Raw genomic sequence first — 25,311 nt, 5'->3', positions numbered from 1 at the left:
TCTCGGCTTGCGCTAGTCCATGGGCAAGCAGTCTCGCCGCGCGATTTGGGTCCCGATGACGGGTCATGGGCGCGACCTGTTTCAACTCCAGCAAAGGCCGAATTCCTGTCGCTGACATGATGCGGCCATGCCTCGCCGTCCCGTCGCCCTCGTCGCAACGCTTGTTGCACTTCTCGGCGGCTGCGCTTCACCTGTTGATGAAGACGGCGTGGTGAGACCCGGTCCTGGCCCGGCGGTTGCGCCGGAACGGTTCACGATCGTTCCTGACGACTACCACGTGCCCTACGCCGGTACGGCGGAAGACGGGCGAAAGTTCTTCTTGAGCGATGAGCTCTTCGACTTCGGCGCCGGGGACGAGCCAGGCAGTGGTTATGTCGGCCTGTTCCTGTGGAACGCCGACGGGAGCTTTGCTGAGGTACGGGTTGACGACGTCTCAAGGCCCGACGGGCTCCCGCCAGGCCAGGCAGCGAGCGCCGATGCGGACGACGTCGTCCAGAGCCGCCTGGCCGAGCTGGGCGACTACGAGCTGGAACCGATCACCGTTGAACCGTTCCTGACGAAGGTCGACGGCGTGGACTTCGGCTGGAGGATCACCGAGTACGAAGGCACGTTCTCGATCAACATCGAGCCCGGGAACTTCATTGCGTACTACGAGCCGTGGGACGGCGTCGACTACGACACGTGACGAGCGCAGTCGATGCAGTTGCTGGCCGTCGGCCGGGCCTCGAGTCGCTCGGCACCGATGGGCCGTCCGCAGCGCACACACACGCCGTACTCCCCTGTGGTCCAACGCGTCAGGGCAGCTTCTGACTCGGCGACCTGGGCCCGTGCCTGCTGGATGAGGGCGTTCAGCTGCGACCGTTCGAAGGCGATCGTGGCGCCCTCGGGATCGTGTTCGTCGTCGGCATTGGTGTCGCGTGAGGCAGCAATGACCCCGTCGAAGTCGTCGGTCAGGCGGGCGAGCCGGGTGCGGGCAGAGAGCAGCTTTGCCTCCAGCACGTCCCGCTCGCCCGCCGTACCTGACATGCGGAACTCAGGCCAGGCCGTCGAACGGACGGACCTCGACCGTGCCGCGGCAGGCCCTGGAGCCCTCGGCCGCCAGCTTGATGGCCACGTCGAGGTCGGGAACGTCGATCACCCAGAAGCCGGCGATGGCCTCCTTGGTCTCGAGGTAAGGGCCGTCGGTCATGACCGGCTTCTCCCCCTGGCCGTCGACCACGGTGGCCGTCGCCACCGGTGCGAGACCACCGGCGAATACCCAGTAGCCGTCCGCCTTGAGCTTCTCGTTGAAGGCGCCCGTCTCGGCGAATGACTGCTCCATGTCCTCCTTGGAGGCATAGCCGTAGTTGTTGGTCTCGTCCAGGTCGGTCGGGCCGTGCACGGACAACAGGTAGTTCGTCATCGGAATCTCCTCGGTCGTCGGCGGTCCCGATGACCGCCTCTACCTCCACCACGTATGGCACCACGGCGATCCGACAGTGTGCGAGGAGAAACTGGCCGAACAGATCAGTCAGGCGGTGGAATGACCAGCTCGGGATCGGTCGCGACCTGCTGCAGGGCGGACACCGGTACGTCGAACCTTCCCAGTGCTGCATCGTAGGTCGGCGCCCGCACGACCTCTCGCGCGCTGGTCACGAAGGTCTCGGAGTGGACGACCTCGACGGAGCGGATGAAGAAGATCTCGGCCGGATCGAGGCGCTTGCTGGTGTTCACGGAGGGATCCAGGGTCCACCGTGGCTTGGTGCCCTTCTCCAGGTTCTCGCGCGTCAGCGAGATCCAGAAGCCGGTCGGATCGGTGGGGTCCGGGAACGCCGCCGACACCTCCGTGACGGCGACCGACCCGTCGGACAGGGTGGTCGCCTCACACGACAGGAGAAAGGCATCGGGTCCCCGGGTGGCCTCGGCGCACCGCGTGTCCCGGTCCCCCTCCGCCTCCCCGCGGCTGTGCCCGAGGCGTACGTCGAGGCGGTGGTCGCCCGTTCCGCCGTACCTGGCCGACACCGAGGCGGCTTCGTCCCACCGTGCTCGCGGCAGCTCAGCGTGTTGCTCGTCGCTGGCGGTGAAGGCGATCGGTCCCAGCGCGAGGTACGGCCCGACGGCAGCCTCGATGTGGGAGTCGATCAGCCCCGGCAGCTTCTGCGGGTCGTACTCCGCGAGGGCGACCTTGGTCATCGGATGGATGTTGTCGAGCGCGTTCACGTCCTGGCTCCGGTCACCGCCAGCGATCCCGAAGGCCACTGCTGCCGCCACTCCCCCCGCGGTCACCAGTGCGGCCCCCCGGACGACGAACTGCCGGCGACGTCGCGCGCGGTGCCCGTCGCCGATGCTGTCCGCCGGCCGCAGGGTGAACGTGGGCTCGGTGGTCTCGACGTGGTCACGCAACAGGGTGCGCAGGTCGTGCTCGGTCATCGCAGGTCCTCCGTCAGGACGAGGTGGGGAAGGTGGGCGCGCAGGGTGGCGAGCCCGCGCGAGGTCTGGCTCTTGACGGTGCCTTCGGCGACACCGAGCGCCGCAGCGACCTCGGCCACCGAGAGGTCGTCAAGGAAGCGCAGCGCGACGATCGCGCGTTGCTGGGGTGCGAGCAGGCCGAGGGCCCGGCCGAGATCGAGGCCGTGGTCGGCGATCTCCGGTGCCGGGGTGTCCGGTACGTCGGCCGAGGGCCACTCACGGCGCGGTCGGCGGATCGCCGAGATCGCCTCGTTGACGACGGTCCGCCGCGCGTACGCCTCCAGCGACTCGCTCCGAATCCTCGGCCAGGCGCGGTACAACTTGGTCATGGCGGATTGCGTGACGTCGTCGGCGACGTGCCAGTCGCGGACGACCACGTAGGCGATGCGTCGAAGGGCTGGTCCACGAGCGAGGAAGAACTCCTCGAACTCGGCTTCCGGGGACGGGCCTGGCATGGGCACCTCTTCTGTCGGTTGCCCTATGTACGACGCGCGTCGCCCGTCAGGTTCGCAGTGTGGGTGAATGAATCCTGCGCGACCGGCTCAACCATCTCAACGACGGGCGCCGAACAGTGCCTCCGTATCCAAGGTATAACGCAGATGGGGGCTTGCGGCAAGGCCCTCTGGTCAGGGCAGAATCCCCGATTCCACGCCCTGAAGTTGCCACGAAACTGCCCCGGAGCTGATCACTTGACCGACGCAACCACCACTGCGTTTGCCCTTCCCGACCACCTTGCCGCCAAGAACTCCCCTGCGTTGATCGCCGACGACGAGCGCCACTTCCAGGCCATCCAGACCAGCCTCGACGAGTCGATCGCCGACCTCTCCGAGCGGCTCGACCAGGAGCGGAAGGCGCCAGGCGGGACCGGCCAGGAGGCGATGGATCGCGACCTGGAGGTGCATCGACTGGCTGCCCGGTTGCGCACGATGCGGCGCTACACACTCGACCTCTGCCTGGGCCGGATGGTGAGCGAGGACGGCGAGGTCGTGTACGTCGGCCGGTTGGGCCTGACGGACAAGGACAGTCGACGCCTGCTGGTCGACTGGCGCTCCCCCGCCGCCGAGCCGTTCTTCGGCGCGACCCATGCCAACCCGATGGGGCTGGTCAGCCGTCGGCGGTACCGCTGGACGCTGGGCCGGATCGGTGACTACTGGGACGAGGTGTTCACGCCCGAGGGGCTGGAGGGCAACGCCGCGCTCGATGACCAGTCGGCGTTCGTCGCCAGCCTGGGCAGCAGCCGGTCGCCGCAGATGCGGGACGTGCTCGGCACCATCCAGGCCGACCAGGACGCCATCATCCGTGCGTCGTCGCGGGGAGCGCTCGTCGTCGACGGTGGGCCGGGCACGGGCAAGACCGTCGTTGCGCTCCACCGCGCGGCGTACCTGCTCTACTCCGACCCGCACCTCGGGGACGGCCGCGGAGGGGTGCTGTTCGTCGGTCCGCACGAGCCGTATCTCGCCTACGTGGCCGACGTGCTCCCCAGCCTGGGTGAGGACGGCGTCCAGACCTGCACCCTGAAGGATCTCGTTCCCGGTGGCCGCGACGTGAAGCCGGAAGGCAGTCCTGAAGTGGCGCGCCTCAAGGCGAGCGCCGCGATGGTGGGCGCCATCGAGCCGGCAGTCCGGATGTACGAGGAGCCGCCCACGGTGGGCAGCGAGGTCGAGACCCCGTGGGCGGACCTGTGGCTGAGCAAGCATGACTGGGCCGAGGCGTTCGAGTCCCCCGATCCCGGCACGCCGCACAACCTGGCCCGCGACGAGGTGTGGGAGGAACTGCTCACGATCCTCGTCGACAAGTTCGAGGGCGACGAGGACGTCACCCCGGAGATGCTCCGCCGGGCACTGCTCCAGAACCGCGACCTGGTCACCACGTTCAACAAGGCCTGGCCGCTCATCGACCCCGAGGACCTCGTCGGCGACCTCTGGGAGGTTCCTGCCTACCTGCGCATGTGCGCTCCGTGGCTCGAACCCGACGAGGTCAAGGTCCTGCGGCGAGACGAACCCAGGGCGTGGACGACGTCAGACCTTCCCCTCCTCGACGCGGCCCGGCTGCGGCTCGGGGACCCCGAGGAATCACGCCGCCGGCGTCGGCGCGAGGCAGCGGTCGCTGCCGAGCGCAAGCGCATGGACGACGTCATCGAGGACCTGCTCCAGCTCGACGACGAGGACGGAATGATGGCCCAGCTCCGTCAGGACGGCATCCGCGACGCCCTGGTCGACGACGGTGCACTCCCCCGGGCCGACGCTGATCTGCTGGCCGGCCCGTTTGCGCACGTCGTCGTCGACGAGGCGCAGGAACTCACCGACGCGGAGTGGCAGATGCTGCTCGTCCGGTGCCCGTCGCGCAGCTTCACGATCGTCGGTGACCGGGCGCAGGCCCGGCACGGGTTCACCGACACCTGGGAGGAACGGCTCAAGACGGTTGGGCTCGACCGGATCGAGATGGCGTCGCTGAGCATCAACTACCGCACCCCGGAAGAGGTCATGAGCGAGGCCGAGCCCGTCATCCGGGCCGTCCTGCCGGACGCCAACGTCCCGACCTCCATCCGCCGCAGTGGCATCCCCGTCGTCCACGGGGCGACGGCCGATGTCGACGAGATCCTCGACAACTGGCTGGCTGCCCACACGGAGGGCACGGCCTGCGTCATCGGTGCCGATCGCGAGGACGGCCAGTACGACGGCCGGCGCCGGGTCCGGTCGCTGTCGCCCGAGCACTCCAAGGGCCTCGAGTTCGACCTCGTCGTACTCCTCGACCCGGAGGACTTCGGCACCGGCGTCGAGGGCGCCGTCGACCGCTATGTCGCGATGACCCGCGCCACCCAGCAACTGGTCATCCTCACCTCCGGGGGCGCATAGGAGATCAGTCGAGGCAGAACTCGTTGCCCTCGGGGTCGGCCATCACGATGAAACCGGTCTCCATCGGGGGCGCCGGCTCATGGCGCCGGAGCCGGGTCGCGCCGAGCGCCACGAGTCGCACGCACTCGGCCTCGAGCGCGGCCATCCGGTCCTCCCCCTGGAGCCCGGGTGCCACCCGGACGTCGAGGTGGACGCGGTTCTTGGCGACCTTGTCCTCGGGCACCTGCTGGAAGAAGACGCGTGGACCAGCACCGTCGGGGTCCTCGATCGCGGAGCGGGAGTTCCACTGGTCCTCGGGCACACCGATCGAAGCCAGGAACCCGTCCCAGGCGGTCAGCGGATCGGCGCCGTCGGCCAGCACCACGCCGGGTGGGCCGGGATGGGCGTAGCCGAGGACGTCGCGCCAGAACGTGGACAGCGCGCGGGGGTCGTGGGCGTCGAAGGTGATCTGCACGTCGCGGCTCATGACACCTGTCTACCGGCACGCACCGACACCCGCGATCTGCCCGGATGCTCCCGTTCAGCCATGGTGCACAGGGGCTGATCGGCGTACGTTGCGAGATGGGCCCGGCCGTGGCCCCGAACGCCTCGACCGGTCTTCTGCACACCCATCGACCGAGGAGGCAGACAGTGTTCATACAGATCATCCAGGGTGCGTGCACACGACAGGACGAGGTGCACGCGCTCCTCGACGAGTGGCGGAGTGACCTCTCCCACGGCGCCACCGGCTGGCTCGGCGGCACCTACGGCTTCACCGACGACGACCAGCTGATGGCGGTCGTGCGCTTCGAGTCCCGCGAGGCCGCGATGGCCAACTCCAACCGTCCGGAGCAGGGAGCGTGGGCCGAGCGGCTCAACGCCCTCATGGACGGCCCGCTCGAGTTCCACGACTGCGACGACGTCACCCTGCTCATGGACGGTGGCTCCGACCAGGCCGGGTTCGTCCAGGTCATCCGAGGCCGTGTCGACGACCCCGACCGGCTCAAGGCGATGCTGGCCGACACGACCAGCCTGCACGAGATGCGGCCGGACATCCTCGGCGGGACGCTGGCCATCGAGCCCGATGGCACGTTCACCGAGACCGTCGCGTTCACCAGTGAAGAGGCAGCACGGGCAGGCGAGCAGGTCGAGCCACCCGAGGACGTACGCAAGGAGCTCGAGTACGCCATGAAGGACGCCAGGTTCTACGACCTCCGCAACCCGTGGTTCGACTGAGGACGACCGACGTGAGGGCTTGACGGTCCGCCCGTCGGGCTGAGGTCGGCGCGACCCGCCGACCTCAGCTCCCGACGTACTCCGCCAGGTGCTGGCCGGTCAGCGTCTTCGGCTTGGCCACCAGGTCGGCGGGCGTGCCCTCGAACACGACCTTGCCGCCGTCGTGCCCGGCGCCCGGCCCCAGGTCGATGATCCAGTCGGCATGGGCCATCACGGCCTGGTGGTGCTCGATCACGATCACCGACTTGCCGGAGTCGACGAGGCGGTCCAGCAGGCCGAGCAGGTTCGCGACATCAGCCAGGTGCAGTCCGGTGGTCGGCTCGTCCAGGACGTAGACCCCGCCCTTCTCTCCCATGCGCATCGCGAGCTTGATCCGCTGGCGCTCACCACCGGACAGCGTGTTCAGCGGCTGGCCGAGCTTGAGGTAGCCGAGGCCGACGTCCTCCAGCCGGCCGAGGATCGACGCCGCTGCCGGTGTCTTGGCATCGCCCTCGGCGAAGAAGGCGTGCGCGTCGGTGATGGGCAGGTCGAGCACCTCGGCGATGTTGAGACCGCCGAAGGTCAGCTCCAGGACCGACGCCTGGAACCGCTTGCCGCCGCACTCGTCGCACAGGGTGGCGACGGTCTCCATGAAGCTGAGCTCCGTGTAGATCATCCCGTTGCCGTTGCAGCTCCCGCAGGCACCCTCGGAGTTCGCGCTGAACAGCGCCGGCTTCACGTTGTTCGCCTTCGCGAATGCCTTGCGGATCGGCTCCAGCAACCCCGTGTACGTCGCCGGGTTGCTCCGCCGCGAGCCCTTGATGGCGCCCTGGTCGATGACGACCACGCCCTCGCCGCCCGCCACCGAGCCGTGGATCAGCGAGCTCTTGCCGGACCCGGCGACACCGGTGACGACGCACAGGACGCCGAGCGGGATGTCGACCGACACGTCCCGCAGGTTGTGGGTCGAGGCGCCACGGATCTCGAGATGCTCCGAGGCGGTGCGCAGCTCGGACTTGAGCTCGGCCCGATAGCTGAGGTGCCGGCCGGTCAGGGTGTCGGACTTGTGCAGTGCGGCGACGTCACCTTCGAAGGTGACCATGCCGCCCGCCGTACCAGCGCCCGGGCCGAGGTCGACGACGTGGTCGGCGATCTCGATGGTCTCGGGCTTGTGCTCGACGACGAGAACAGTGTTGCCCTTGTCGCGCAGCTCGAGGAGCAGCTTGTTCATCCGCTCGATGTCGTGGGGGTGCAGGCCGATGGTGGGTTCGTCGAAGACGTAGGTGACGTCGGTGAGGGCGGATCCGAGGTGGCGGATCATCTTGGTGCGCTGCGCCTCTCCCCCGGAAAGGGTCCCGGCAGGACGGTCCAGCGAGAGGTACCCCAGCCCGATCTCGACGAACGAGTCGAAGAGGTGGAGCAGGTTGCCCAGCAGGGGCGCGACCGAGGGGTCCTTGATCTTGCGGACCCAGTCGGCGGCGTCGGTGATCTGCATCGAGCACACGTCGGCGATCCCCAGGCCGTTGACCTTCGAGGAACGAGCGGCCTCGTTGAGGCGGGTTCCCTCGCACGCGGGGCAGGCCGCGAACACGGCGGCCTTCTCGACGAACGCCTTGATGTGGGGCTGCAGGGAGTCGACGTCCTTGCTGAACATCGACTTGCGGATCTTGGGGATCAGGCCTTCGTAGGTGATGTTGATCTTGTCGACCTTCACCTTGCGCGGCTCGGCGTAGAGGAAGTCCTCGCGCTGGGCGGCCGTGAACTTTCTGATCGGGATGTCGGCCGGCACGGCCTCCTTGAACGCTGCCACCATCCAGCCGTCCGCGGTGTAGCCGGGCACCAGGATGGCGCCGTCGACCAGCGACTTCGACTCGTCGAAGATCTGGGTCAGGTCGAGGTCGGAGACGCTCCCCCGGCCCTCGCACTCCGCACACATGCCGCCGAGGTAGACGGCCTGCCGGACGACATTCTTCTCGACCTTGCCACCGGCCTTCTCGGTGCTCATCACGCCACTGGCCTTGCGGGTCGGCACGTTGAAGGAGAAGGCAGTGGGCGGGCCGATGAAGGGGTCACCGATCCGGCTGAATAGCACCCGCAGCATCGCGTTGGCATCGGTGGCGGTGCCGACGGTCGACCGGGCGTTGGCCCCCATCCGCTCCTGGTCCACGAGGATCGCGGTCGTGACACCCTCGATGTTGTCGACCTCGGGGCGAGCGAGGTTCGGCATGAAGCCCTGCACGAAGGTGCTGTAGGTCTCGTTGATCATCCGCTGCGACTCGGCAGCGATGGTCGCGAAGACCAGCGAGCTCTTGCCGGACCCGGAGACACCGGTGAACACGGTCAGGCGTCGCTTCGGCAGCTCGACGCTGACGTCCTTCAGGTTGTTCTCCCGCGCGCCCTGGACCCGGATCAGGTCGTGGCTGTCCGCTGGGTGGGGGGTGGTGCTCATTCAGACATCTCCATCGGTTGCGGTGGGGGTGAGCCAGGTGCCGTCGCGCATGAGGGTACGACCGACGATCTCGTTGGCCTCGCGCCATGCTTGCAGTCGCCGGGGACACAGCACGAGGTAGACGTAGTCGGCCTGGCCTCGCGGGTCCCAGTCCGCCTGGGCGGCGTAGGCGGCGCCCAGGGCGTCGTCGTCGGTGCCGACGGCCCGTTCCAGCTCCACGTCGATCATCACGACGTCGCGGGTCGGACCGACCCCGAGGCGCGCCCGCCGGGTGGCCGTGAGGTTCGAGGCGGTGGCCGAGGACGCGGCCACGGCGATGACGACCCGCTCATCGATCCACGCCAGGGACACCGGGACGAGGTGGGGGTCCCCGTCGGGCGACGAGGTGGCGACCCAGACGTCGATCGCCGGCGTGGTCAGGAGGGCAACAGTGTCCCGGCGTCGGGTGGCCGCATCCCGAGGCTCGGCCACGCCGTCAGGCCTGGTTGATGCGGACGTGGTTGCCGGCAGGGTCGCGGAAGGCGCAGTCGCGGACGCCGTACGGCTGGTCGATCGGCTCCTGGATGACCTCGGCACCGGTGGCCTGGATCTTCTCGAAGGTCGCGTCCAGGTCCGGCGAGCTCAGCACCACGGTGGCGTAGGTGCCCTTGGCCATCATCTCCGCGATCGTGTTGCGTTCCTCGTCGGTGATGCCCGGGTCGGCAGCCGGAGGGGTGAGCACGATGGAGGGGCTGGTCTGGCCGGCCGGCGCAACGGTGACCCAGCGCATGTCGCCGTAGCCGACATCGTTGAGGATCTCGAAGCCGAGGACGTCGCGGTAGAACGCAACCGAGGCCTCGGCGTCGGTGTGCGGCAGGAAGCTGTGCTGGAGGCTGAGGTTCATGGCAGTCACGCTAGTGGCGACTGGAAGCGCGGCGCTTCTTGATTCCTGATCGATTCTCCGTTCGATCCCGGGACGTCGGGACTGGTCTGCGCGCCGCCCCGGCGTACCGGGCGGGTGACCTTCTTGGTGACGCACGACGGCGGTTCGACGGGCTGCCCGTCCGCGGCATCCGTCTGCTCGCGGTAGACGCTGGGCGCCACGCCGACGAGCTCGGTGAAGCGGGTGCTGAAGGTCCCGAGCGAGGAGAACCCGACCTCGAAGCACACGTCGGTGACGCTGACGTCGCCGCGGCGCAGCAGCGCCATCGCCCGCTCGATCCGGCGCGTCATCAGGTAGGAGTACGGCGGTTCGCCGTAGGCCCGCTTGAACTCCCGGCTGAGGTGTCCCGCCGACATGTGCACGTCGCGGGCAAGCGCCTCGACGTCGAGCGGCTTCGCGTACTCCCGGTCGATCCGGTCGCGGACGCGCCGCAGCCGGGCCAGTTGGCGCAGGTACTCCGCGTCCGGTCCGCTGGTCACGTCCGCCATGGTGCCACGTCGATCAACGAGCCCTCAGCCCATCACCCAGGCCTCGCTGCGGCGCCACAGCTCGTCGGCGAGCTCGGCCGTCGCGTACTTCGAAGCGGTCTTCTCGCGGCTGTTGTCGTAGTAGAGGCCGGAGTCCCCGGCGACGTCGGGCGAGGTCGCGCAGTACAGCGAGGTCCGGGCACCGTCGGCCGTCGACTTGAGGAACAGCTTGAGCACGTGGCGGAGCCCGAACGGCACCTCGCGCCACACGTCGGAGGCGATCGCGCCCGGGTGGAGGGAGTACGTCGTCACGCCCGTCCCCTGCAGTCGGCGTCCGAGCTCCTGGGCATGGAGCACGTTGGCGAGCTTCGACACGGCGTACTCGGCGAGCGCGGTGCGCGTCGCAGCCGGCTGGCGTACGGCGTCCCAGTCGATCCCCCTGGCCTGGAAGTGGGCCGTGCTGGCCACGTTCACGATCCGGCCGGGACCGCTCTCGATCAAGTGCTCGCGGAGCAGCTCGGTGAACAGGAACGGGCCGACGTGGTTGGTGCCGAAGGCGAGCTCGAACCCGCTGGCGGTCAGGCCCTTCGCACCGGCGAGACCGGCGTTGTTGATCAGTACGTGCAGCGGCTCACCGGACTCGAGGAACGTCGTGGCCGCCTTGCGGACCGACGTCAGGTCGCCCAGGTCGAGCGCCAGGAAGTCGAGGTCGGTGTTGCCCGTCTCGCTGGCGATCTCGTCGATCGCGGCCTTCGTCTTCTCCTCCGACCGCCCGGCCAGGACGACGCGAGCGCCGCGTCCCGCGAGCACGCGAACCGTCTCCTTGCCGATACCGGTGTTGGCTCCCGTGACGAGGAAGGTGCGGCCAGCCAGGTCGCTCATGCAGTCAGTCCAATCCGGATCGCGAACAGGTCGAGCCCGTGCGGTAGTGGTTTCGTGGGGTTGAGGGACGGACTGACCAGCTCGGGCGTGGCCCGGCGCAGCAGAGCAGCCAGGAAGGCCTGTCCGAGGAAGACCGACATGTTGGCGCCCGGACAACCCTGGGGTCCGTGGCTGAAGAAGTTGAACGACCACGACTTCCCGGCGTCACCGGACACCCACTCCCCCGGCGCGAACCGGTCGGCGTACGGGATCCGGTCGGCGTCGCGATGGTTGAACAGGTTGGAGAGCAGCACCTGCGTGCCTGCGGGAAGGACGCGTCCGTCGGGGAAGGTGACGTCGGTGGTGGCGACGCGGCCGAACATCGGGGTGGTCGGCCACAGGCGCATCGATTCCTGGATGACCCCGCCGAGGTACTCCAGCCCGGCCACGGCCTTCGGGACCGTCACGTCGACGCCCTCGAGCTCCGCGTAGACCTCGCGGCGCTGCTCCGGGTGGCTGCCGATCAGGGCCAGGGCGCGCAGCAGGTTCGCGGGAAGGGTGTCGCCCATCGCGAACAGCCAGTGCACCAGCTGTCCCGGGACCGAGGTCTCCTCGTCGTGGGGCGCCTTGGCCACGAGCGACACCAGGGAGCCCTTCTCCCCCGCGTCGACGTACGACGAAATCCGCTCGACGAGCTCGTCGTACCCCTTCGCGGCCTTGCCGGGCGTGCGGTTGCCGGCCGACATCAAGGTGCCGAGCAGGGCAGTGAGCTCGGTGTCGTCAGCGGCAGCGTCACCGAACACCACACGACGGGTGAGGCGCTGGAAGCCGGCGTTGAGGTCGTCGTACCCGATCTCGCCGGTCAGCCCGGCCGCCTCCTCGCTGGCCGCCTTGACCATGCGCGCGCCGAGGGAGTGCATCGGCTTGCCGGTCTGCAGCACGCTCTCCGCGAACGCGCGCCGGTTGCGCCACAGGTCGTCGCGCGACAGCGTCAGCGCGTCCGGCTGGAAGGCGCTCATCCCGGCCTTCTTGGCCGGCGGGTCCGAAGCGAACGGCTCGGGCGAGCCGCCGAGGACGAACTCGATGTCGGACGGATCGCTCAGCAGCAGCGTCTCGTCGGTCGCGACCCGGACGTAGAACGGACCCGGTCCGTACTTCCGGACCAGGCCCTGGATCAACATGAAGCCGAACAGGTCGGCGCGAGCGACGCCGGCGACCTTCGTGGGGAGCTCTCGCTTCTTGAAGAGTCCCTGGATCACGTTCGGGACACCGACCTGCGCGGTGAACCGCACGCCTTCGATGATCGATGCCCGCGGGAAGTCATTCTCCTGAGCCATGGACGTGACACTAGACGACCGAGTGTGGCTGTGGTCACACTTCGCTCATGCTCCAGTGGCACCAGAACCCGTCCCTGCTCCTCCAACTGAAGGCCCTTGCCGGCGAGCGCAACGACCTTCGTGACAAGAACCTCTTCGAGGGGGACGAGATCCGTCCTGCCGAGGACCCGAAGGAGACGCCGCCCGAGGAGGCGATCCGGGCGCGCACCCCCGACGGCACCTGGAACGACCTGGGGTGCAAGCACATGGGGGCCCGCGGCACGGGCTTCGGTCGCAATGCACCGATCGAGAAGACCTCGCCGGACCTGAAACGGTTGCTGGACCCCGACCCGCGGGTGATCAGCGAGCGGCTCATGGCGCGCGACACGTTCAAGCCGGCCGGAATCATCAACGGCCTCGCGGCTGCGTGGCTGCAGTTCGAGAACCACAACTGGTTCTTCCACGGCGACGGCGTGCCCGACCGGGCCATCGAGATCCCGCTCCAGGACGGCGACACCTTCCCCGAGAACCCGATGCGGATCCGGTCCACCATCCCGATCAACGGCGGCGAGATCACCAGCGGCTGTCCGGCGCCGGTCTTCGCCAACCAGGAGACGCACTGGTGGGACGGCTCGCAGATCTACGGCAGCGGCAAGGACCGCCAGGACGAGATGCGCACGTTCGTCGACGGCAAGATCAAGGTCGGCGACGACGGCCGCCTGCTCAAGAGCAGCATCCCGGGCATCGACCTCACCGGCATGAAGGAGAACTACTGGGTGGGCGTCGGCCTGCTCCACACGATGTTCTCCCGCGAGCACAACGCGGTGTGTGACGAGCTCAAGAAGGCCTACCCGTCGCTGAGCGACCAGCGGCTCTTCGAGGTCGGGGTCCTCGTCGTGTCGGCCCTGATCGCCAAGATCCACACCGTCGAGTGGACCCCCTGCGTCCTGCGCCACCCGGCGCTGCAGGTCGGCATGTACGCCAACTGGTACGGCGGCCTCGGCGAGGCCTTCCGCGACAAGTTCGGCCGGATCGGCGACAGCGAAGCGCTCTCGGGGATCATCGGTTCCTCGACCGACCACCACTCGGCGCCGTTCTCCCTGACCGAGGAGTTCGTCTCCGTCTACCGGATGCACCCGCTGATCGCTGACGACTGGGACTTCTACTCCCTCGAGTCCGGCGAGTTCATCGAGCACCGCGACTTCACCGAGCTGCAGGGCATGTACACCCGCGACTTCATGGACAGCATGGAGATGGGCGACATGTGGTACTCCTTCGGCCGGGCCTCGGCCGGCGCCGTCAGCCTGAAGAACTACCCGAACGCGCTCCGCAAGCTCACCCGCGTCGACGGCCAGATCACCGACCTCGCGACCCTCGACATCGTCCGCGACCGCGAGCGGGGCATCCCCCGCTACAACGACTTCCGCGAGGTGCTGCGGATGCCACGGCGCAAGACGTTCGACGACATCACCCCGAACAAGGCGTGGGCCAAGGAGATGGCCGAGATCTACAAGGGGGACGTCAACGCCGTCGACCTGCAGATCGGCATGCAGGCCGAGAAGCCGCCGAAGGGCTTCGGCTTCTCCGACACGGCCTTCCGGATCTTCATCCTGATGGCGTCGCGTCGCCTCAAGAGCGACCGGTTCTTCACGACCGACTACCGCCCCGAGGTGTACACCCAGGTCGGCCTGGACTGGGTGAACAACACCACGATGAAGGACGTCATGCTGCGTCACTACCCGGAGCTGGAGCCGGTGATCGGTGACGCCGAGCGGGTCTTCGCGCCGTGGCACGCGGTCGGCGAGAAGGAGCCGGAGAAGAAGAATCCGGTCGGCCGCCTCGCCGACACCGTGAAGGGTTACATCCCGCTGGGGTGAGCGGCCTAGGGTGGAGGCATGGCGCTGAGCGTCTTTGATCTCTACTCGGTCGGCATCGGCCCGTCCTCGTCGCACACTGTCGGCCCCATGCGGGCCGCGAAGCAGTTCGCGGACGGGCTCGTCGCCGACGGCTTGATCGCGTCGGTCGGCCGGGTGCGGGCCGAGCTCTACGGCTCGCTCGGCGCGACCGGGCACGGGCACGGCTCGGAGAAGGCGGTGATCCTCGGGCTCGAGGGGGCCGAGCCGGCGACCGTCGACATCGCGACGTACGACGACCGCGCGGCCGCCGTACGGACGGCGCAGAGGTTGTCCCTGGCCGGCCAGCACGAGGTCGACTTCGGCGAGGACGACCTCGTCATGCACCGGCGTCGGTCGCTGCCCGGCCATCCCAACGGCATGCTCTTCACGGCATACGACGCCAGCGGGGCCGTGCTCCGCGAGCGGATCTACTACTCGGTGGGTGGCGGGTTCGTGGTCGACGAGAACGCGATCGGCGCCGACCGCGTGGTGGCCGACGAGACGCCGGTCCGCTTCCCGTTCAACAACGCGGGCGAGCTGCTGGCGGCCTGCGCGGAGAACGGCCTGAGCATCAGCGACGTGATGCTGGCCAACGAGCTGTCGTGGCGCACCGAGGACGAGGTACGGGCCGGGCTGCTCGAGATCTGGGAGGCGATGGCCGCGTGCGTCCGCGCGGGTTGTGCGAGCGAGGGCGTGCTTCCCGGTGGGCTCAAGGTGCCCCGGCGGGCCCCGGCCCTGCTCGCTCGCCTCACCGAGTCACCTGACGACCACGACCCGCTGCGTGCGATGGACTGGGTGAACCTCTTCGCCCTGGCGGTCAACGAGGAGAACGCCGCGGGCGGCCGGATGGTGACCGCTCCGACGAACGGTGCGGCCGGGATCATCCCCGCCGTCCTGCACTACTACGTCCGTTTCGTCCCCGGCGCCACCGAGGACGGGATCGTGCGGTTCCTGCTGACGGCCGGCGCGATCGGTGCGCTGTTCAAGCAGAACGCCTCGATCTCCGGCGCCGAGGTCGGCTGCCAGGGCGAGGTCGGCTCGGCCTGCTCGATGGCCGCGGGCGCCTTCTGCGAGGTGATCGGCGGCACGCCCCAGCAGGTCGAGAACGCTGCCGAGATCGGGATCGAGCACAACCTCGGCCTGACCTGTGACCCCGTCGGCGGGCTCGTCCAGATCCCCTGCATCGAACGCAACGCGATCGCGTCGGTGAAGGCCATCAACGCTGCCCGACTGGCACTGGTCGGCACCGGGCTGCACACCGTGAGCCTCGACCGCGCGATCAAGACGATGCGCGACACCGGCCGGGACATGCACACCAAGTACAAGGAGACCTCGCGCGGCGGCCTCGCCGTCAACGTCATCGAGTGTTGAGCGCGTGGCCGGGACGGAACAGGGTGAAGACGTGACGGGTCGCGGCCCCGTCGAAGTGTTCGACGACAAGCTCGCCGACTGGCGGGCCTGGGCCGACGCGCCGTGGGGGCGGATCCGGTTCGCCGTCGTCGAGGAGACCTTGCGGCGCCAGGTCGCCGAGCTCGGGGGCGGCCCGCTCCGTGTCCTGGACGTGGGTGGCGGAGACGGGCGGGACGCCGTACCGCTGGCGCGGGCCGGGCACCACGTCACGATCCTCGATCCGGCGCCCCTGTGGTTGGCGGAAGCCCGGTGTCGTGCCGAAGCGGCAGGTGTTGCCGACCGGATCACGACCGTGACCGGCTCGCTCGACGACCTGGACGAGGAGGACGGGGCGGACGGGGTGGACGGCCTCGCGAGCGACTTCGACCTCGTGCTCTGCCACTTCGTCCTGCACTACCGCTCCCCCGGGCCTGCTGATCCCGGTCGTCTAGCAGCCCGGGTGCGACCCGGTGGCCGGGTGTCGGTGATGGCGCCGAACCCGGAGGGGCGCGTCGTCATGGCGCTGACCCGACAGGGCCCTGCCGCCGCCCTGGCCGAGCTCGAAGCCGACACGATGTCGTCGCACACCTTCGACCAGACGGCCCGCAAGATCGCGGCACACGAGATGGTCGGGGACCTGGCCACCGCAGGCCTCACCCTCGTGCACCGCTACGGCGCCCGGATCGCGAACGACTTCCTGGCGGACGACCGCCCGAAGCAGGATGCGGAGTACTTCGCCGAGCTCCTCCGCCTCGAGGTGGCGCTGTGCGACCGCGAGCCGTTCCTGCGGATGGGCGGCATGTGGCAACTGGTGGTCGAGAAACCCTGACCGGTCCGTTCCACGGACAGGACATCCGTGATTTGTGATCCAGGTCATGCCACGCTGTGCCCATGAGCGGCCTGGCACTGGTGATCCTTCTCGCGTCCGTCCTTGCAGTCATCGCGTTCATCGCCGTGCTCTTCGGCGTGGTGTTCTTCGCCGGCAAGTCCGGGCGAAAGGCCCAGCAGCGCCACTGACGCTCAGGGCTGGAGCAGCACCTTCACCGCGCGGCGCTCGTCCATGGCGCGGTAGCCGTCGGGCGACTGGTCGAGGGGCAGCGTCAGGTCGAACACCTGGCCCGGGTCGATCTTGCGCTCGACCACGAGGTCCAGCAGGTGCGGGAGGTACTGGCGGACCGGCGCGATGCCCCCGCGCAGGCCGACGTTCTTGGCGAACAGGGTGCCCACGGGCAGGTCGACGCCGTGCGGGACGCCGACGAAGCCGACGCCGCCGCCGGGGCGGGTGACGTTGATGGCGGTGGTCATCGCGTCGTTGGTGCCGACGCACTCGAGGGCGGCGTCGACGCCGATGCCGCCGGAGATCTCCATGACCTCGGCGACGCCCTCCTTGCCGCGCGCCGCGACGACGTGGGTGGCGCCGAAGGCGCGGGCGATGGCCTGCCGCGGTTCGTGGCGTGACATCGCGATGATCTTCTCCGCACCGAGCACGGATGCCGCGAGCACACCGCACAGGCCGACCGCACCGTCACCGACGACGACGACCGTGTCGCCGGCCTTGACGCCTGCGGCGACGGCGGCGTGCCACCCGGTCGGCATCACGTCGCTGAGGGCGAGGATCGAGGCGACCAGGTCGGCGTCCGGAACACCGTTGGTGGAGACCAGGCTGCCGTCGGCCTGGACCACGCGGGCGTACTCCGCCTGGCCGCTGGAGGTCATGCCGAGGTTCACGCAGGCGGACTGGGCGCCGGCGAGGCAGTGGGCGCAGGTGTTGTCGCAGTGGCAGAACGGGACGACGACGAAGTCCCCCGCCTTGAAGGAAGCGACCTCGCTGCCGACCTCCTCGACGATCCCGATGCACTCGTGGCCGATCGTGGACCCCGGACGGATGGGGTTCTCGCCGCGGTACGGCCACAGGTCCGAGCCGCAGATGCAGCCGGCCGTGACCTTGATGATGGCGTCGGTGGGCTTCTTGATCACGGGGTCCGGAACTTCTTCGACCCGAATGTCCCCGGCACCGTGAATCGTCGTCGCGCGCATGGCGTGATCCTGCCACGCCGGCCGAACCCGACGGATGTGACGGTGCGTCGCGGGTACCGGTTATCTCATATATGAGTTACCGTCGTTGGCATGACTTCCGAGGACTCCGGCGACGACTACAAGGGTCGCATCGGCAACCTGATCCGTGACGCGCGCAAGCACCGCGGCCTGACGCAGGCCCAGCTCGCCGATCGGCTCGGGACCAGCCAGAGCGCGATCAACCGCATCGAGAAGGGCCATCAGAACCTGTCCCTGGAGATGCTGGCGCGGATCGGCAGCGCGGTCGATTCCGAGATCGTCGCGGTGGGCGCCGGGCCCACGCACCTGCGGGTCAAGGGACCGACGACGCTGGTCGGCAGCATCGACGTGAAGACCTCCAAGAACGCCGGTGTCGCGCTGCTGTGCGCCTCGCTCCTCAACCGCGGTCGGACCACCCTGCGCAAGGTCGCCCGGATCGAGGAGGTGAACCGCCTGCTCGAGGTGCTCGACAGCCTCGGCGTGCAGACCCGCTGGATCAACGCGGAGAACGACCTCGAGATCATTCCGCCCAAGGAGCTGGACCTCACCAAGATCGACGAGGAGGCCGCCCGCCGGACCCGTTCGGTGATCATGTTCCTCGGCCCGCTGATGCACCGCTCGGAGGACTTCGACCTGCCCTACGCCGGTGGTTGCAACCTCGGCACCCGCACGGTCGAGCCGCACATGTCGGCGCTGCGTCCCTTCGGCCTCGAGGTCAAGGCGACCGACGGCTGGTACCACGCGCAGCTCAACCGCGCGATCGTCCCGACCCGCCCGATCGTGCTCACCGAGCGGGGCGACACCGTCACCGAGAACGCCCTCATGGCCGCGGCGCTCCACCCCGGCACCACGGTCATCCGCAACGCGTCCTCGAACTACATGGTCCAGGACCTCTGCTTCTTCCTGCAGGCCCTCGGTGTCCAGGTCGACGGCATCGGTACGACGACCCTGACCGTGACGGGTTGCGAGTCCATCGACGTCGACGTCGACTACTCCCCCAGCGAGGACCCGATCGAGGCCATGTCGCTGCTCGCCGCGGCGATCGTGACCCGCTCGGAGATCACCATCGAGCGCGCGCCGATCGAGTTCCTGGAGATCGAGCTGGCCGTGCTCGAGGAGATGGGGTTCCGCTACACGCTGACCGAGGAGTACCTCGCGGCGAACGGCCGCACCCGGCTGGTGGACATCACCACGCACCCCTCGGACCTGGTCGCTCCCCGCGACAAGATCCACCCGATGCCGTTCCCGGGCCTGAACATCGACAACCTGCCGTTCTTCGCGGTGATCGGTGCCGTGGCCGAGGGCCAGACCTACCTGCACGACTGGGTCTACGACAACCGCGCGATCTACCTCACCGAGCTCAACAAGCTCGGTGGCCGGGTGACCCTCCTGGACCCGCACCGCGTCCAGATCGAGGGTCCGACCTCGTGGACCGGCGCCGAGCTGATCTGCCCGCCGGCGCTGCGGCCCGCGGTCGTCGTACTGCTGGCCATGCTCGCCAGCAAGGGCACGTCGGTCCTGCGCGGCACCTATGTCATCCACCGTGGCTATGAGGACCTTGCCGAGCGACTGAGCTCGCTCGGTGCCGACATCGAAACGTTCCGGGACATCTGACCGGCGGCCGGCGATGTACCTCCAGCCCGGCAAGGTGCTGGCCTTCGCGCACCGCGGCGGGGCCTACCACCCCGAGATCGAGGGCCTCGAGAACACGATGGCGGCCTTCCGGCACGCCGCTGCCCTTGGCTACGCCTACCTCGAGACCGACGTCCACCTGACCGCGGACGGCGTGCTGCTCGCCTTCCACGACGACGTCCTGGACCGGGTCACCGACCAGAAGGGCGCGGTCTGCGAGCTCACGCTCGCCGAGGTCCGCAAGGCCCGGATCGGGGCCCGCGAGGAGGTGCCGACCCTGGTAGACCTCCTCGACGCCTTCCCGACGGCCCGGTTCAACATCGACATCAAGTCGGAGGACGCGGTGGCGCCGTTGGCCGCGCTGGTCCGGGAGCGTGGCCTGTGGGACCGGGTCCTGGTCGGATCGTTCTCCCGCCGCCGGATCACCCGGTTCCGCGCATTGACCGACGGCCGGGTGCCGACGGCCGCCCACCCGTGGCAGATCGTCGCCTTCCGCCTCTCCCCCAGCGCCCGGATCGCGCGCCTCCTGGCCGGCGGAGCCTTCGCTGCCTTCCAGGTCCCGCACCGGCGAGGGCGGCTGACGGTGGTCACCCCGGGATTCGTGCGCCGGGCCCACGCCGCGGGCCATCAGGTGCACGTGTGGACCATCGACGACCGAGCCGAGATGGTCGAGCTCCTCGACCGTGGAGTCGACGGCCTCTTCACGGACCGCACCGACGTGCTCAAGGATGTCCTGCAGGGGCGCGGCCAATGGCTGTCCGTGCCCGACTGAACGTCCGGGGAGGGACAACCACATGAAGCCGACCGACGGGCTTGCGGGCATCGCCGATCTCGCGCCACTGCACCGGGCGAAGGAGCAACGCGCCTGGTTCTTCTACGACTGGGCGAACTCGGCCTTCGCGACCACGATCGCGGGAGTGCTGTTCGCGCCGTACCTGATCTCGATCGCGGAGAAGGCCGCGTGTGGCTTCGTCAGCGAGGACGACCACAAGTGCCGCCAGAGCCTCGAGCTGCTCGGGTTGTCGATCTCGCCGGGGTCGCTGCCGTCGTACGTCATCACCCTGTCCACCGTGCTCGGAGCGCTGCTCTACCCGTTGATCGGCGCCCTCGCCGACCGCACCGCCCGCAAGCCCACGATGCTCGCGGGCTTCGCGTGGACGGGTGCGGCAGCGGCCGGCCTGCTGTTCTTCCTGGTCGACGACAACTGGCTGTTCGGCAGCATCGTGTTCATCGTGGCCAACCTCGCCTTCGGTGCGTCGACCGTCATCAACGACGCGATCCTCCCGATCATCTCGGAGGAGTGGGAGCGGGACCGGGTCTCCTCGATCGGCTGGGCCTACGGGTACGCCGGCGGCGGGCTGCTCCTCGCGGTGAACTTCGGGGTGGTGACCTTCCACGACTCCCTGGGGCTGAGCACGGCGACCGCAGTCCGGCTCTGCATGCTGTCCGGAGCCATCTGGTGGGCCGCGTGGACGGTGATCCCGTGGCGCGGCATCAAGCACCACCCGCCTGCCGCCGTCGAACACGTCGAGGGCGGCATCGTCGCGCGCTCGTTCGGCCAGCTGCTCGCGACACTGAAGGACCTGCGCAACTACCCCGTCGCGCTGACCTTCCTGGTCGCCTACCTGTTCTTCAACGACGGCATCCAGACCGTCATCGGGTCGGCGGCGATCTTCGGCGAGAAGGAGCTCGGCTTCGCGACCGGAACCGTGCTCGGCACCTACCTGCTCGTCCAGTTCGTGGCCGTCTTCGGCGCGGTCGGGTTCGGCCGGCTGGCACGCAGCCACGGCGCCAAGAAGGTCATCCTGGGCGGCCTGTGCATCTGGATGGCCATCGTCACGGCTGCGATCTTCATCCCGGACAAGACGCTGTGGCCCTTCCTGCTGCTGGCCGTCGCGATCGGGATCGTCCTCGGTGGCACCCAGGCCCTGGCCCGGTCCTACTTCTCCCTGTTCATCCCCAAGGGCAAGGAAGCGGAGTACTTCAGCCTCTACCACGCGATGGACCGGGGCACATCCTGGTTCGGAACCCTCGCCTTCGGGCTCGTCTACCAGTTCTCCGGTTCCTATCGGCCGGCCATCTTCGCGCTCATCGCGTTCTTCGTGATCGGGGCGCTGCTGCTCCTCCGGGTGGACACTGAGCGGGGCATCCGAGAGGCTGGCAACACCCCACCGCCCGTGATCTGACGTGACGGCGGACACCCGCCCGGTTCGCGAAGGTTGGAACCTTTTACCGGCGGGTAGCGTTGACAGATCAGAGACGAAACACGGGAGGTGGAGTTCTCATGGCTGAGCGGACATTGCGGGGCGCCCGACTGGGGGGCCAGTCGTTCGAGGACGAGCGCGGAATCGAGTTCGCGGCTCGCCAGCAGGTGGGCTATCGCTGCACCCAGGGACACGAGTTCGAGATCACCATGTCGATCGAGGCCGACGTGCCCGCGGTGTGGGAGTGCCCACGCTGTGGCGCCGAGGGCGAGAGCACCTCGGGCATCGAACGCGAGGTGAAGGTCGAGAAGCCCCAGCGCACCCACTGGGACATGCTGCTGGAGCGGCGGTCGGAGAAGGAGCTCGAAGAGATCCTCACCGAGCGGCTGGAGCTGCTGCGCGGCGGCGAGATCGGTCCCGCGCACCTGCACCGGGCCAACGCCCGCAAGCGGAAGGCCGCCACGAAGTCGTGACGGCCTGACCCCTACTCCTCGGGATCAACGACCTCGCCCCGGACCACGTCGCCTCGCGACGGTGTTCCGGGGCTTGTTCGTATCGTGATCCGGTTGACGGCGTACGACGTCAGCAACCCGCGGAACAGCGGGCGGGTGATCGGCAGGATCAGCAGGATGCCGAGGATGTCGGTGACGAATCCCGGGCTCAGCATGAACGCGCCGCCCAGGACCACCAGCACGCCGTCCGCGAGCTCGCGGGCGGGCATCTGACCGGTCTGGAGGCGCGCCTGGAGCGCCTGCCAGGCCCGCCGGCCCTCCCGCTTGATCAGCCAGGCACCGATGATGCTGTCGAGCACCAGCAACAGGATCGTCCACCACGGGCCGATCGCCTGGCCGACCTGGATGAGCACGAAGATCTCCAGGATGGGCATCACGACGAACGCCAGGAACAGCAACAGCGCTGCCCGGCGTCCGCCCCGCCTCACCATGCCGATCCCATGGACGACTTCATGCACACCTCATCGACGTAGCCGCGCCCTCACCTTGTGCCAGCGCTCGCGCAGGCCCCAGGCAGTGATCCGCTTGAGCGACTCGATGGCGACCTGGCCGCTCATCTTCGACTCGCCACGGACTCGCTCGACGAACTCGATCGGGACCTCGCGCACGGTCATCCCGCCGCGCAGGGTGCGGGTGACCATGTCGGTCTGGAAGACGTAGCCGGTCGACTTGACCTCCTGGAGGCGGATCTTCTCCAGGGTGGTGCGCCGGAACAGGCGGTAGCCGGCCGTCGCGTCACGGACCGAGATGCCGAGCAGGATCCGGACGTAGAGGTTCCCGCCGCGCGACAGCGCCTCGCGCTGCCAGGGCCAGTTGACGACCGACCCGCCGGGAATCCACCGCGAACCGATGACCAGGTCAGCGTCGGCCAGGCCGTTCAGCAGGCGGTGCAGCTGCTCGGGCTGGTGGGAGCCATCGGCGTCCATCTCGCCGATGACGTCGTAGCCCTGGGTGATGGCCCAGTCGAAGCCGGCGAGGTACGCCGCCCCGAGGCCACCCTTGGCGGTGCGGTGCAGGACGTGGACCTGCGGGTCCTCAGCCGACATCTCGTCGGCGATGCGACCGGTGCCGTCGGGCGACCCGTCGTCGACGACGAGGACGTCGAGAGCCGGCTGGGCGAGACGGAGCCGGCCGACGATCCAGGCGATGTTCTCTGCCTCGTTGAACGTCGGAACGACCATGACGGTGCGGCCCAGGTCTGGGATGTGATCAGGCAACGGTTTCCTCCTCCGTGAACCCGGCCGACTCTTGCCTACGACGGTACGCGAAGACGCCCCACACGAGAGCAACAAGGGTCATCACGGTGAACAGCCGGGACGGCCACGCTCCCCAGCGCATCGCGGGGGTCAGATCGGTGCTCAGGCCGACCTCCTCGACCAGGACCGTCGTGGTGCGCGGTTCGGCGGAGGCGACGACCGCGCCGTCGGGGGCGATCACGCCGCTGCGTCCGTTGGTCGACGCAACAGCGAGCCAGCGTCCCGCCTCGATCGCCCGCAACCGGGTGATCGCGAACTGCTGCTCGATCTGGTTGGTGAAGATGAAGCTCGCGTTGCTCGTCTGGACCGTCAGCAGCTCGGCGCCGTCGCGAACCTGGGCGGGCATCACGTCGTCGTACGCGACGTCGAAGCAGATCGCGTCGGCCAGGTCGACGCCGGCGACGCGGAGCGGGGTCTGCCGGGTGCCGCTCTTCATGTCGCGCGAGATCAGGGCGAGCTGCCCGAACTGTGGGTCCCAGTAGCGGCGGAACGGGATGTACTCGCCGTACGGGACCGGGTGCTGCTTGGTGTACCGGTCGCCCGGGCCGCTGACCGGGTCCCACACGATGCCCTGGTTGAGGATGTGCTCCTCACCGTCGTCGACGATGCCGCCGACGATGACCGGCACCCCGATGGCCGTCACGGCGTCATGGATCCCCCGGTTGACCGGGGCGTCGAGGAACGGGTCCACCGCAGTGGAGTTCTCGGGCCACAGCACGAAGTCGGGCGCCGGCCGGGTGCCGGCAGCGACGTCGGCAGCCAGCTGCAGGGTCGCGTCCACGTGGTTCTGCGTGACGCCGCGGGGATCGAAGAGGATGTCGTTGCCCGGGCCGGGGACATTGCCCTGCACCACAGCCACCGTCGTGGTGCCGGTCTGCCGGACGTCGTACGACAGGACGGCAGGGGTGACCAGAAGGGCGAGGACGCCCACCACGGCCGCGCCACGCGTCCGCCGCTCCCCTGCCCCGGACTCGACGAGATGGGCCAGCAGGAAGCCGGTGAGGGCCAGCAGGAAGGTCAGCCCGGTCATCCCGACGTAGGCCACTGCCGGCGCTGCCGGGGTGTCGACTGCAGCGAACGCCAACCGGCCCCAGGGCAGGCCGCTGAACGGCCAGCCGCCGCGGAAGGTCTCCATCGTCGTCCACGCTGCGGCCAGCCACACCGGCGCGGCCGGAAGGCGGCGCAGGACGGGGACGGCGAGGCCGAGCAGGCCGTAGAAGAGTGCCTCGAAGGCCGAGAGCACCACCCATGCGTCCGGCCCGACCGACGTGCGCATCCATGCGAGGTGGGTGAACATGAAGCCCGCGCCGAACAGCACGCCCAGGACGCCGGAACGGCGCACGGTGAGATCGCGCATCACGAGCGCGAAGCCACCCACGGCGAAGGGCAGCAGCCAGGCAAGCGCGAGCGGTTCGAACGACGCGGCCAGCAGGACCCCGCCGAACACCGCGAAGAAGGAGCGCTGCAGCACGCCGCGAGCCTAGTCGGCACACACGCCCGGCAGCGTGGCGGGAGGCGCCGCCGAAGACTCGCTCGGGCACATCAGGCACGCCCGGCAGTGTGGCGGGAGGCGTACTCCGGCGAGCTTGCTCGCCCGCAGCGTCGCCGAAGACACGCTCGGGCACATCAGGCACGCCCGGCAGTGTGGCGGGAGGCGTACTCCGGCGAGCTTGCTCGCCCGCAGCGTCGCCGAAGACACGCTCGGGCACATCAGGCGCGGAAGGGGCCGGGAGTCCTTCGGGCCATCGCGACTTCCGACTGGCGGTCGGCGCACGCGACGTTGTCTAGGGAGACCCGGACCCTTCCGGTTCGCTCTCGAGGAGCGAACCGACCTCCGCGAACCAATGTCGGGTGGA

Annotated in this window: 26 protein-coding genes; 11 read left to right on the top strand and 15 right to left on the bottom strand. The window is 69.0% G+C overall.

The annotated features are described in order from the left end of the window. Window positions 1-211 precede the first annotated feature (211 nt). The gene (locus ACOACQ_RS21615; protein ID WP_420289263.1) at window positions 212-685 is read left to right on the top strand and encodes a hypothetical protein; all 474 of its coding nucleotides are present in this window, start codon (window positions 212-214) and stop codon (window positions 683-685) included. Here ACOACQ_RS21615 and ACOACQ_RS21610 read toward each other — a convergent pair. The 4 genes from ACOACQ_RS21610 to ACOACQ_RS21595 all read right to left on the bottom strand — a co-directional run bounded on the left by ACOACQ_RS21610 (window position 673) and on the right by ACOACQ_RS21595 (window position 2,903). After that, on the bottom strand, window positions 673-1,026 hold the full coding sequence (locus ACOACQ_RS21610; RefSeq protein ID WP_378599018.1) for a TraR/DksA family transcriptional regulator: 354 nt from the start codon (window positions 1,024-1,026) through the stop codon (window positions 673-675). The genes ACOACQ_RS21615 and ACOACQ_RS21610 overlap by 13 nt on opposite strands. Before the next feature lie 7 nt (window positions 1,027-1,033). After that, the gene (locus ACOACQ_RS21605; RefSeq protein WP_378599020.1) at window positions 1,034-1,402 is read right to left on the bottom strand and encodes a YciI family protein; all 369 of its coding nucleotides are present in this window, start codon (window positions 1,400-1,402) and stop codon (window positions 1,034-1,036) included. A gap of 104 nt (window positions 1,403-1,506) precedes the next feature. After that, the gene (locus tag ACOACQ_RS21600; protein WP_420289262.1) at window positions 1,507-2,409 is read right to left on the bottom strand and encodes a hypothetical protein; all 903 of its coding nucleotides are present in this window, start codon (window positions 2,407-2,409) and stop codon (window positions 1,507-1,509) included. Then, a complete protein-coding gene (locus ACOACQ_RS21595; RefSeq protein ID WP_420289261.1) occupies window positions 2,406-2,903 on the bottom strand; it encodes a SigE family RNA polymerase sigma factor in 498 nt (165 codons plus the stop codon). Before ACOACQ_RS21595 ends, ACOACQ_RS21600 begins: the two co-directional genes overlap by 4 nt. 234 nt (window positions 2,904-3,137) lie before the next feature. Between ACOACQ_RS21595 and helR the strand changes: the two genes are divergently transcribed. Further along, entirely contained in the window at window positions 3,138-5,303 is a 2,166-nt protein-coding gene (gene helR, locus ACOACQ_RS21590; protein ID WP_378599029.1) for an RNA polymerase recycling motor ATPase HelR, read from the top strand. Between the two features lie 4 nt (window positions 5,304-5,307). Here helR and ACOACQ_RS21585 read toward each other — a convergent pair whose 3' ends face one another. After that, window positions 5,308-5,769 carry a VOC family protein gene (locus ACOACQ_RS21585; protein WP_378599032.1) on the bottom strand — a complete coding sequence of 154 codons (462 nt, stop codon included), beginning with the start codon at window positions 5,767-5,769 and terminating at the stop codon, window positions 5,308-5,310. A gap of 164 nt (window positions 5,770-5,933) precedes the next feature. On the opposite strand from ACOACQ_RS21585, the gene ACOACQ_RS21580 reads away from it, so the two are divergent. Beyond that, window positions 5,934-6,518 carry a hypothetical protein gene (locus tag ACOACQ_RS21580; protein ID WP_378599035.1) on the top strand — a complete coding sequence of 195 codons (585 nt, stop codon included), beginning with the start codon at window positions 5,934-5,936 and terminating at the stop codon, window positions 6,516-6,518. A 64-nt stretch (window positions 6,519-6,582) separates the two neighbouring features. On the opposite strand, the gene ACOACQ_RS21575 is transcribed toward ACOACQ_RS21580, so the two are convergent. Genes ACOACQ_RS21575 through ACOACQ_RS21550 form a run of 6 tightly spaced genes read right to left on the bottom strand, consistent with a single transcriptional unit; the run spans window position 6,583 to window position 12,533 of the window. Then, window positions 6,583-8,946, bottom strand: a complete 2,364-nt coding sequence (locus ACOACQ_RS21575; RefSeq protein ID WP_378599038.1) for an ATP-binding cassette domain-containing protein — start codon at window positions 8,944-8,946, stop codon at window positions 6,583-6,585. Next, the gene (locus ACOACQ_RS21570) at window positions 8,947-9,417 is read right to left on the bottom strand and encodes a pyridoxamine 5'-phosphate oxidase family protein (protein WP_378599041.1); all 471 of its coding nucleotides are present in this window, start codon (window positions 9,415-9,417) and stop codon (window positions 8,947-8,949) included. It lies immediately after the preceding gene. Window positions 9,418-9,421: 4 nt separating this feature from the next. Further along, complete coding sequence (locus ACOACQ_RS21565) at window positions 9,422-9,829, bottom strand: VOC family protein (RefSeq protein ID WP_378599044.1); 408 nt, start codon at window positions 9,827-9,829, stop codon at window positions 9,422-9,424. Window positions 9,830-9,834: 5 nt separating this feature from the next. Beyond that, entirely contained in the window at window positions 9,835-10,347 is a 513-nt protein-coding gene (locus tag ACOACQ_RS21560) for a helix-turn-helix transcriptional regulator (RefSeq protein WP_378599047.1), read from the bottom strand. 33 nt (window positions 10,348-10,380) lie between these two features. Further along, the gene (locus ACOACQ_RS21555) at window positions 10,381-11,217 is read right to left on the bottom strand and encodes an SDR family oxidoreductase (protein ID WP_378599050.1); all 837 of its coding nucleotides are present in this window, start codon (window positions 11,215-11,217) and stop codon (window positions 10,381-10,383) included. Beyond that, entirely contained in the window at window positions 11,214-12,533 is a 1,320-nt protein-coding gene (locus ACOACQ_RS21550) for a cytochrome P450 (protein ID WP_378599053.1), read from the bottom strand. The genes ACOACQ_RS21555 and ACOACQ_RS21550 overlap by 4 nt, the downstream gene beginning before the upstream one ends. Window positions 12,534-12,580: 47 nt before the next feature. Between ACOACQ_RS21550 and ACOACQ_RS21545 the strand changes: the two genes are divergently transcribed. From ACOACQ_RS21545 to ACOACQ_RS21530, 4 genes are all read left to right on the top strand, one after another. Continuing rightward, window positions 12,581-14,389, top strand: coding sequence for a peroxidase family protein (locus ACOACQ_RS21545; protein ID WP_378599056.1), 1,809 nt, complete (start codon window positions 12,581-12,583; stop codon window positions 14,387-14,389). Window positions 14,390-14,407: 18 nt separating this feature from the next. Next, window positions 14,408-15,778, top strand: a complete 1,371-nt coding sequence (locus ACOACQ_RS21540; protein WP_378599059.1) for an L-serine ammonia-lyase — start codon at window positions 14,408-14,410, stop codon at window positions 15,776-15,778. 31 nt (window positions 15,779-15,809) lie between these two features. Further along, on the top strand, window positions 15,810-16,625 hold the full coding sequence (locus ACOACQ_RS21535) for a methyltransferase domain-containing protein (RefSeq protein WP_420289260.1): 816 nt from the start codon (window positions 15,810-15,812) through the stop codon (window positions 16,623-16,625). Between the two features lie 62 nt (window positions 16,626-16,687). Beyond that, entirely contained in the window at window positions 16,688-16,813 is a 126-nt protein-coding gene (locus ACOACQ_RS21530) for a hypothetical protein (protein WP_378599068.1), read from the top strand. A 3-nt stretch (window positions 16,814-16,816) separates the two neighbouring features. Here ACOACQ_RS21530 and ACOACQ_RS21525 read toward each other — a convergent pair whose 3' ends face one another. Continuing rightward, window positions 16,817-17,833, bottom strand: a complete 1,017-nt coding sequence (locus ACOACQ_RS21525) for a zinc-binding dehydrogenase (protein WP_378599071.1) — start codon at window positions 17,831-17,833, stop codon at window positions 16,817-16,819. A gap of 90 nt (window positions 17,834-17,923) precedes the next feature. On the opposite strand from ACOACQ_RS21525, the gene ACOACQ_RS21520 reads away from it, so the two are divergent. The 4 genes from ACOACQ_RS21520 to ACOACQ_RS21505 all read left to right on the top strand — a co-directional run bounded on the left by ACOACQ_RS21520 (window position 17,924) and on the right by ACOACQ_RS21505 (window position 22,160). Then, window positions 17,924-19,465 (top strand): UDP-N-acetylglucosamine 1-carboxyvinyltransferase, encoded by a 1,542-nt coding sequence (locus tag ACOACQ_RS21520; RefSeq protein WP_378599074.1) that lies wholly within the window; start codon window positions 17,924-17,926, stop codon window positions 19,463-19,465. 13 nt (window positions 19,466-19,478) lie between these two features. Continuing rightward, a complete protein-coding gene (locus ACOACQ_RS21515) occupies window positions 19,479-20,255 on the top strand; it encodes a glycerophosphodiester phosphodiesterase (RefSeq protein ID WP_378599077.1) in 777 nt (258 codons plus the stop codon). 22 nt (window positions 20,256-20,277) lie between these two features. Next, window positions 20,278-21,669, top strand: a complete 1,392-nt coding sequence (locus ACOACQ_RS21510) for an MFS transporter (protein WP_378599080.1) — start codon at window positions 20,278-20,280, stop codon at window positions 21,667-21,669. 98 nt (window positions 21,670-21,767) lie between these two features. Further along, entirely contained in the window at window positions 21,768-22,160 is a 393-nt protein-coding gene (locus ACOACQ_RS21505; protein WP_378599083.1) for an RNA polymerase-binding protein RbpA, read from the top strand. A gap of 11 nt (window positions 22,161-22,171) precedes the next feature. Here ACOACQ_RS21505 and ACOACQ_RS21500 read toward each other — a convergent pair whose 3' ends face one another. The 3 genes from ACOACQ_RS21500 to lnt are packed head-to-tail and all read right to left on the bottom strand — an operon-like array spanning window position 22,172 to window position 24,926. Next, window positions 22,172-22,630, bottom strand: a complete 459-nt coding sequence (locus tag ACOACQ_RS21500; protein ID WP_378599086.1) for an FxsA family protein — start codon at window positions 22,628-22,630, stop codon at window positions 22,172-22,174. Window positions 22,631-22,660: 30 nt separating this feature from the next. Further along, the gene (locus ACOACQ_RS21495; RefSeq protein WP_420289259.1) at window positions 22,661-23,416 is read right to left on the bottom strand and encodes a polyprenol monophosphomannose synthase; all 756 of its coding nucleotides are present in this window, start codon (window positions 23,414-23,416) and stop codon (window positions 22,661-22,663) included. Next, window positions 23,409-24,926: an apolipoprotein N-acyltransferase gene (gene lnt / locus ACOACQ_RS21490; RefSeq protein ID WP_420289258.1), complete on the bottom strand. Its 1,518-nt coding sequence runs from the start codon at window positions 24,924-24,926 to the stop codon at window positions 23,409-23,411. Before lnt ends, ACOACQ_RS21495 begins: the two co-directional genes overlap by 8 nt. Between the last annotated feature and the right edge of the window lie 385 nt (window positions 24,927-25,311).

This window comes from Nocardioides sp. CPCC 206347 (assembly GCF_048654605.1).
Classification (GTDB): domain Bacteria; phylum Actinomycetota; class Actinomycetes; order Propionibacteriales; family Nocardioidaceae; genus Nocardioides.
This window is presented reverse-complemented; position numbering and strand designations above follow the sequence as displayed.

Coding starts and splice junctions, on each gene's coding strand:
- ACOACQ_RS21595 (WP_420289261.1), bottom strand. CDS start 2,903: ATGCCAGGCCCGTCCCCGGAAGCCGAGTTCGAGGAGTTCTTCCTCGCT.
- ACOACQ_RS21585 (WP_378599032.1), bottom strand. CDS start 5,769: ATGAGCCGCGACGTGCAGATCACCTTCGACGCCCACGACCCCCGCGCG.
- ACOACQ_RS21515 (WP_378599077.1), top strand. CDS start 19,479: ATGTACCTCCAGCCCGGCAAGGTGCTGGCCTTCGCGCACCGCGGCGGG.
- ACOACQ_RS21600 (WP_420289262.1), bottom strand. CDS start 2,409: ATGACCGAGCACGACCTGCGCACCCTGTTGCGTGACCACGTCGAGACC.
- ACOACQ_RS21545 (WP_378599056.1), top strand. CDS start 12,581: ATGCTCCAGTGGCACCAGAACCCGTCCCTGCTCCTCCAACTGAAGGCC.
- ACOACQ_RS21530 (WP_378599068.1), top strand. CDS start 16,688: ATGAGCGGCCTGGCACTGGTGATCCTTCTCGCGTCCGTCCTTGCAGTC.
- ACOACQ_RS21540 (WP_378599059.1), top strand. CDS start 14,408: ATGGCGCTGAGCGTCTTTGATCTCTACTCGGTCGGCATCGGCCCGTCC.
- ACOACQ_RS21555 (WP_378599050.1), bottom strand. CDS start 11,217: ATGAGCGACCTGGCTGGCCGCACCTTCCTCGTCACGGGAGCCAACACC.
- ACOACQ_RS21500 (WP_378599086.1), bottom strand. CDS start 22,630: ATGGTGAGGCGGGGCGGACGCCGGGCAGCGCTGTTGCTGTTCCTGGCG.
- ACOACQ_RS21550 (WP_378599053.1), bottom strand. CDS start 12,533: ATGGCTCAGGAGAATGACTTCCCGCGGGCATCGATCATCGAAGGCGTG.
- ACOACQ_RS21575 (WP_378599038.1), bottom strand. CDS start 8,946: ATGAGCACCACCCCCCACCCAGCGGACAGCCACGACCTGATCCGGGTC.
- ACOACQ_RS21505 (WP_378599083.1), top strand. CDS start 21,768: ATGGCTGAGCGGACATTGCGGGGCGCCCGACTGGGGGGCCAGTCGTTC.
- ACOACQ_RS21610 (WP_378599018.1), bottom strand. CDS start 1,026: ATGTCAGGTACGGCGGGCGAGCGGGACGTGCTGGAGGCAAAGCTGCTC.
- ACOACQ_RS21520 (WP_378599074.1), top strand. CDS start 17,924: ATGACTTCCGAGGACTCCGGCGACGACTACAAGGGTCGCATCGGCAAC.
- ACOACQ_RS21510 (WP_378599080.1), top strand. CDS start 20,278: ATGAAGCCGACCGACGGGCTTGCGGGCATCGCCGATCTCGCGCCACTG.
- ACOACQ_RS21565 (WP_378599044.1), bottom strand. CDS start 9,829: ATGAACCTCAGCCTCCAGCACAGCTTCCTGCCGCACACCGACGCCGAG.
- ACOACQ_RS21525 (WP_378599071.1), bottom strand. CDS start 17,833: ATGCGCGCGACGACGATTCACGGTGCCGGGGACATTCGGGTCGAAGAA.
- ACOACQ_RS21605 (WP_378599020.1), bottom strand. CDS start 1,402: ATGACGAACTACCTGTTGTCCGTGCACGGCCCGACCGACCTGGACGAG.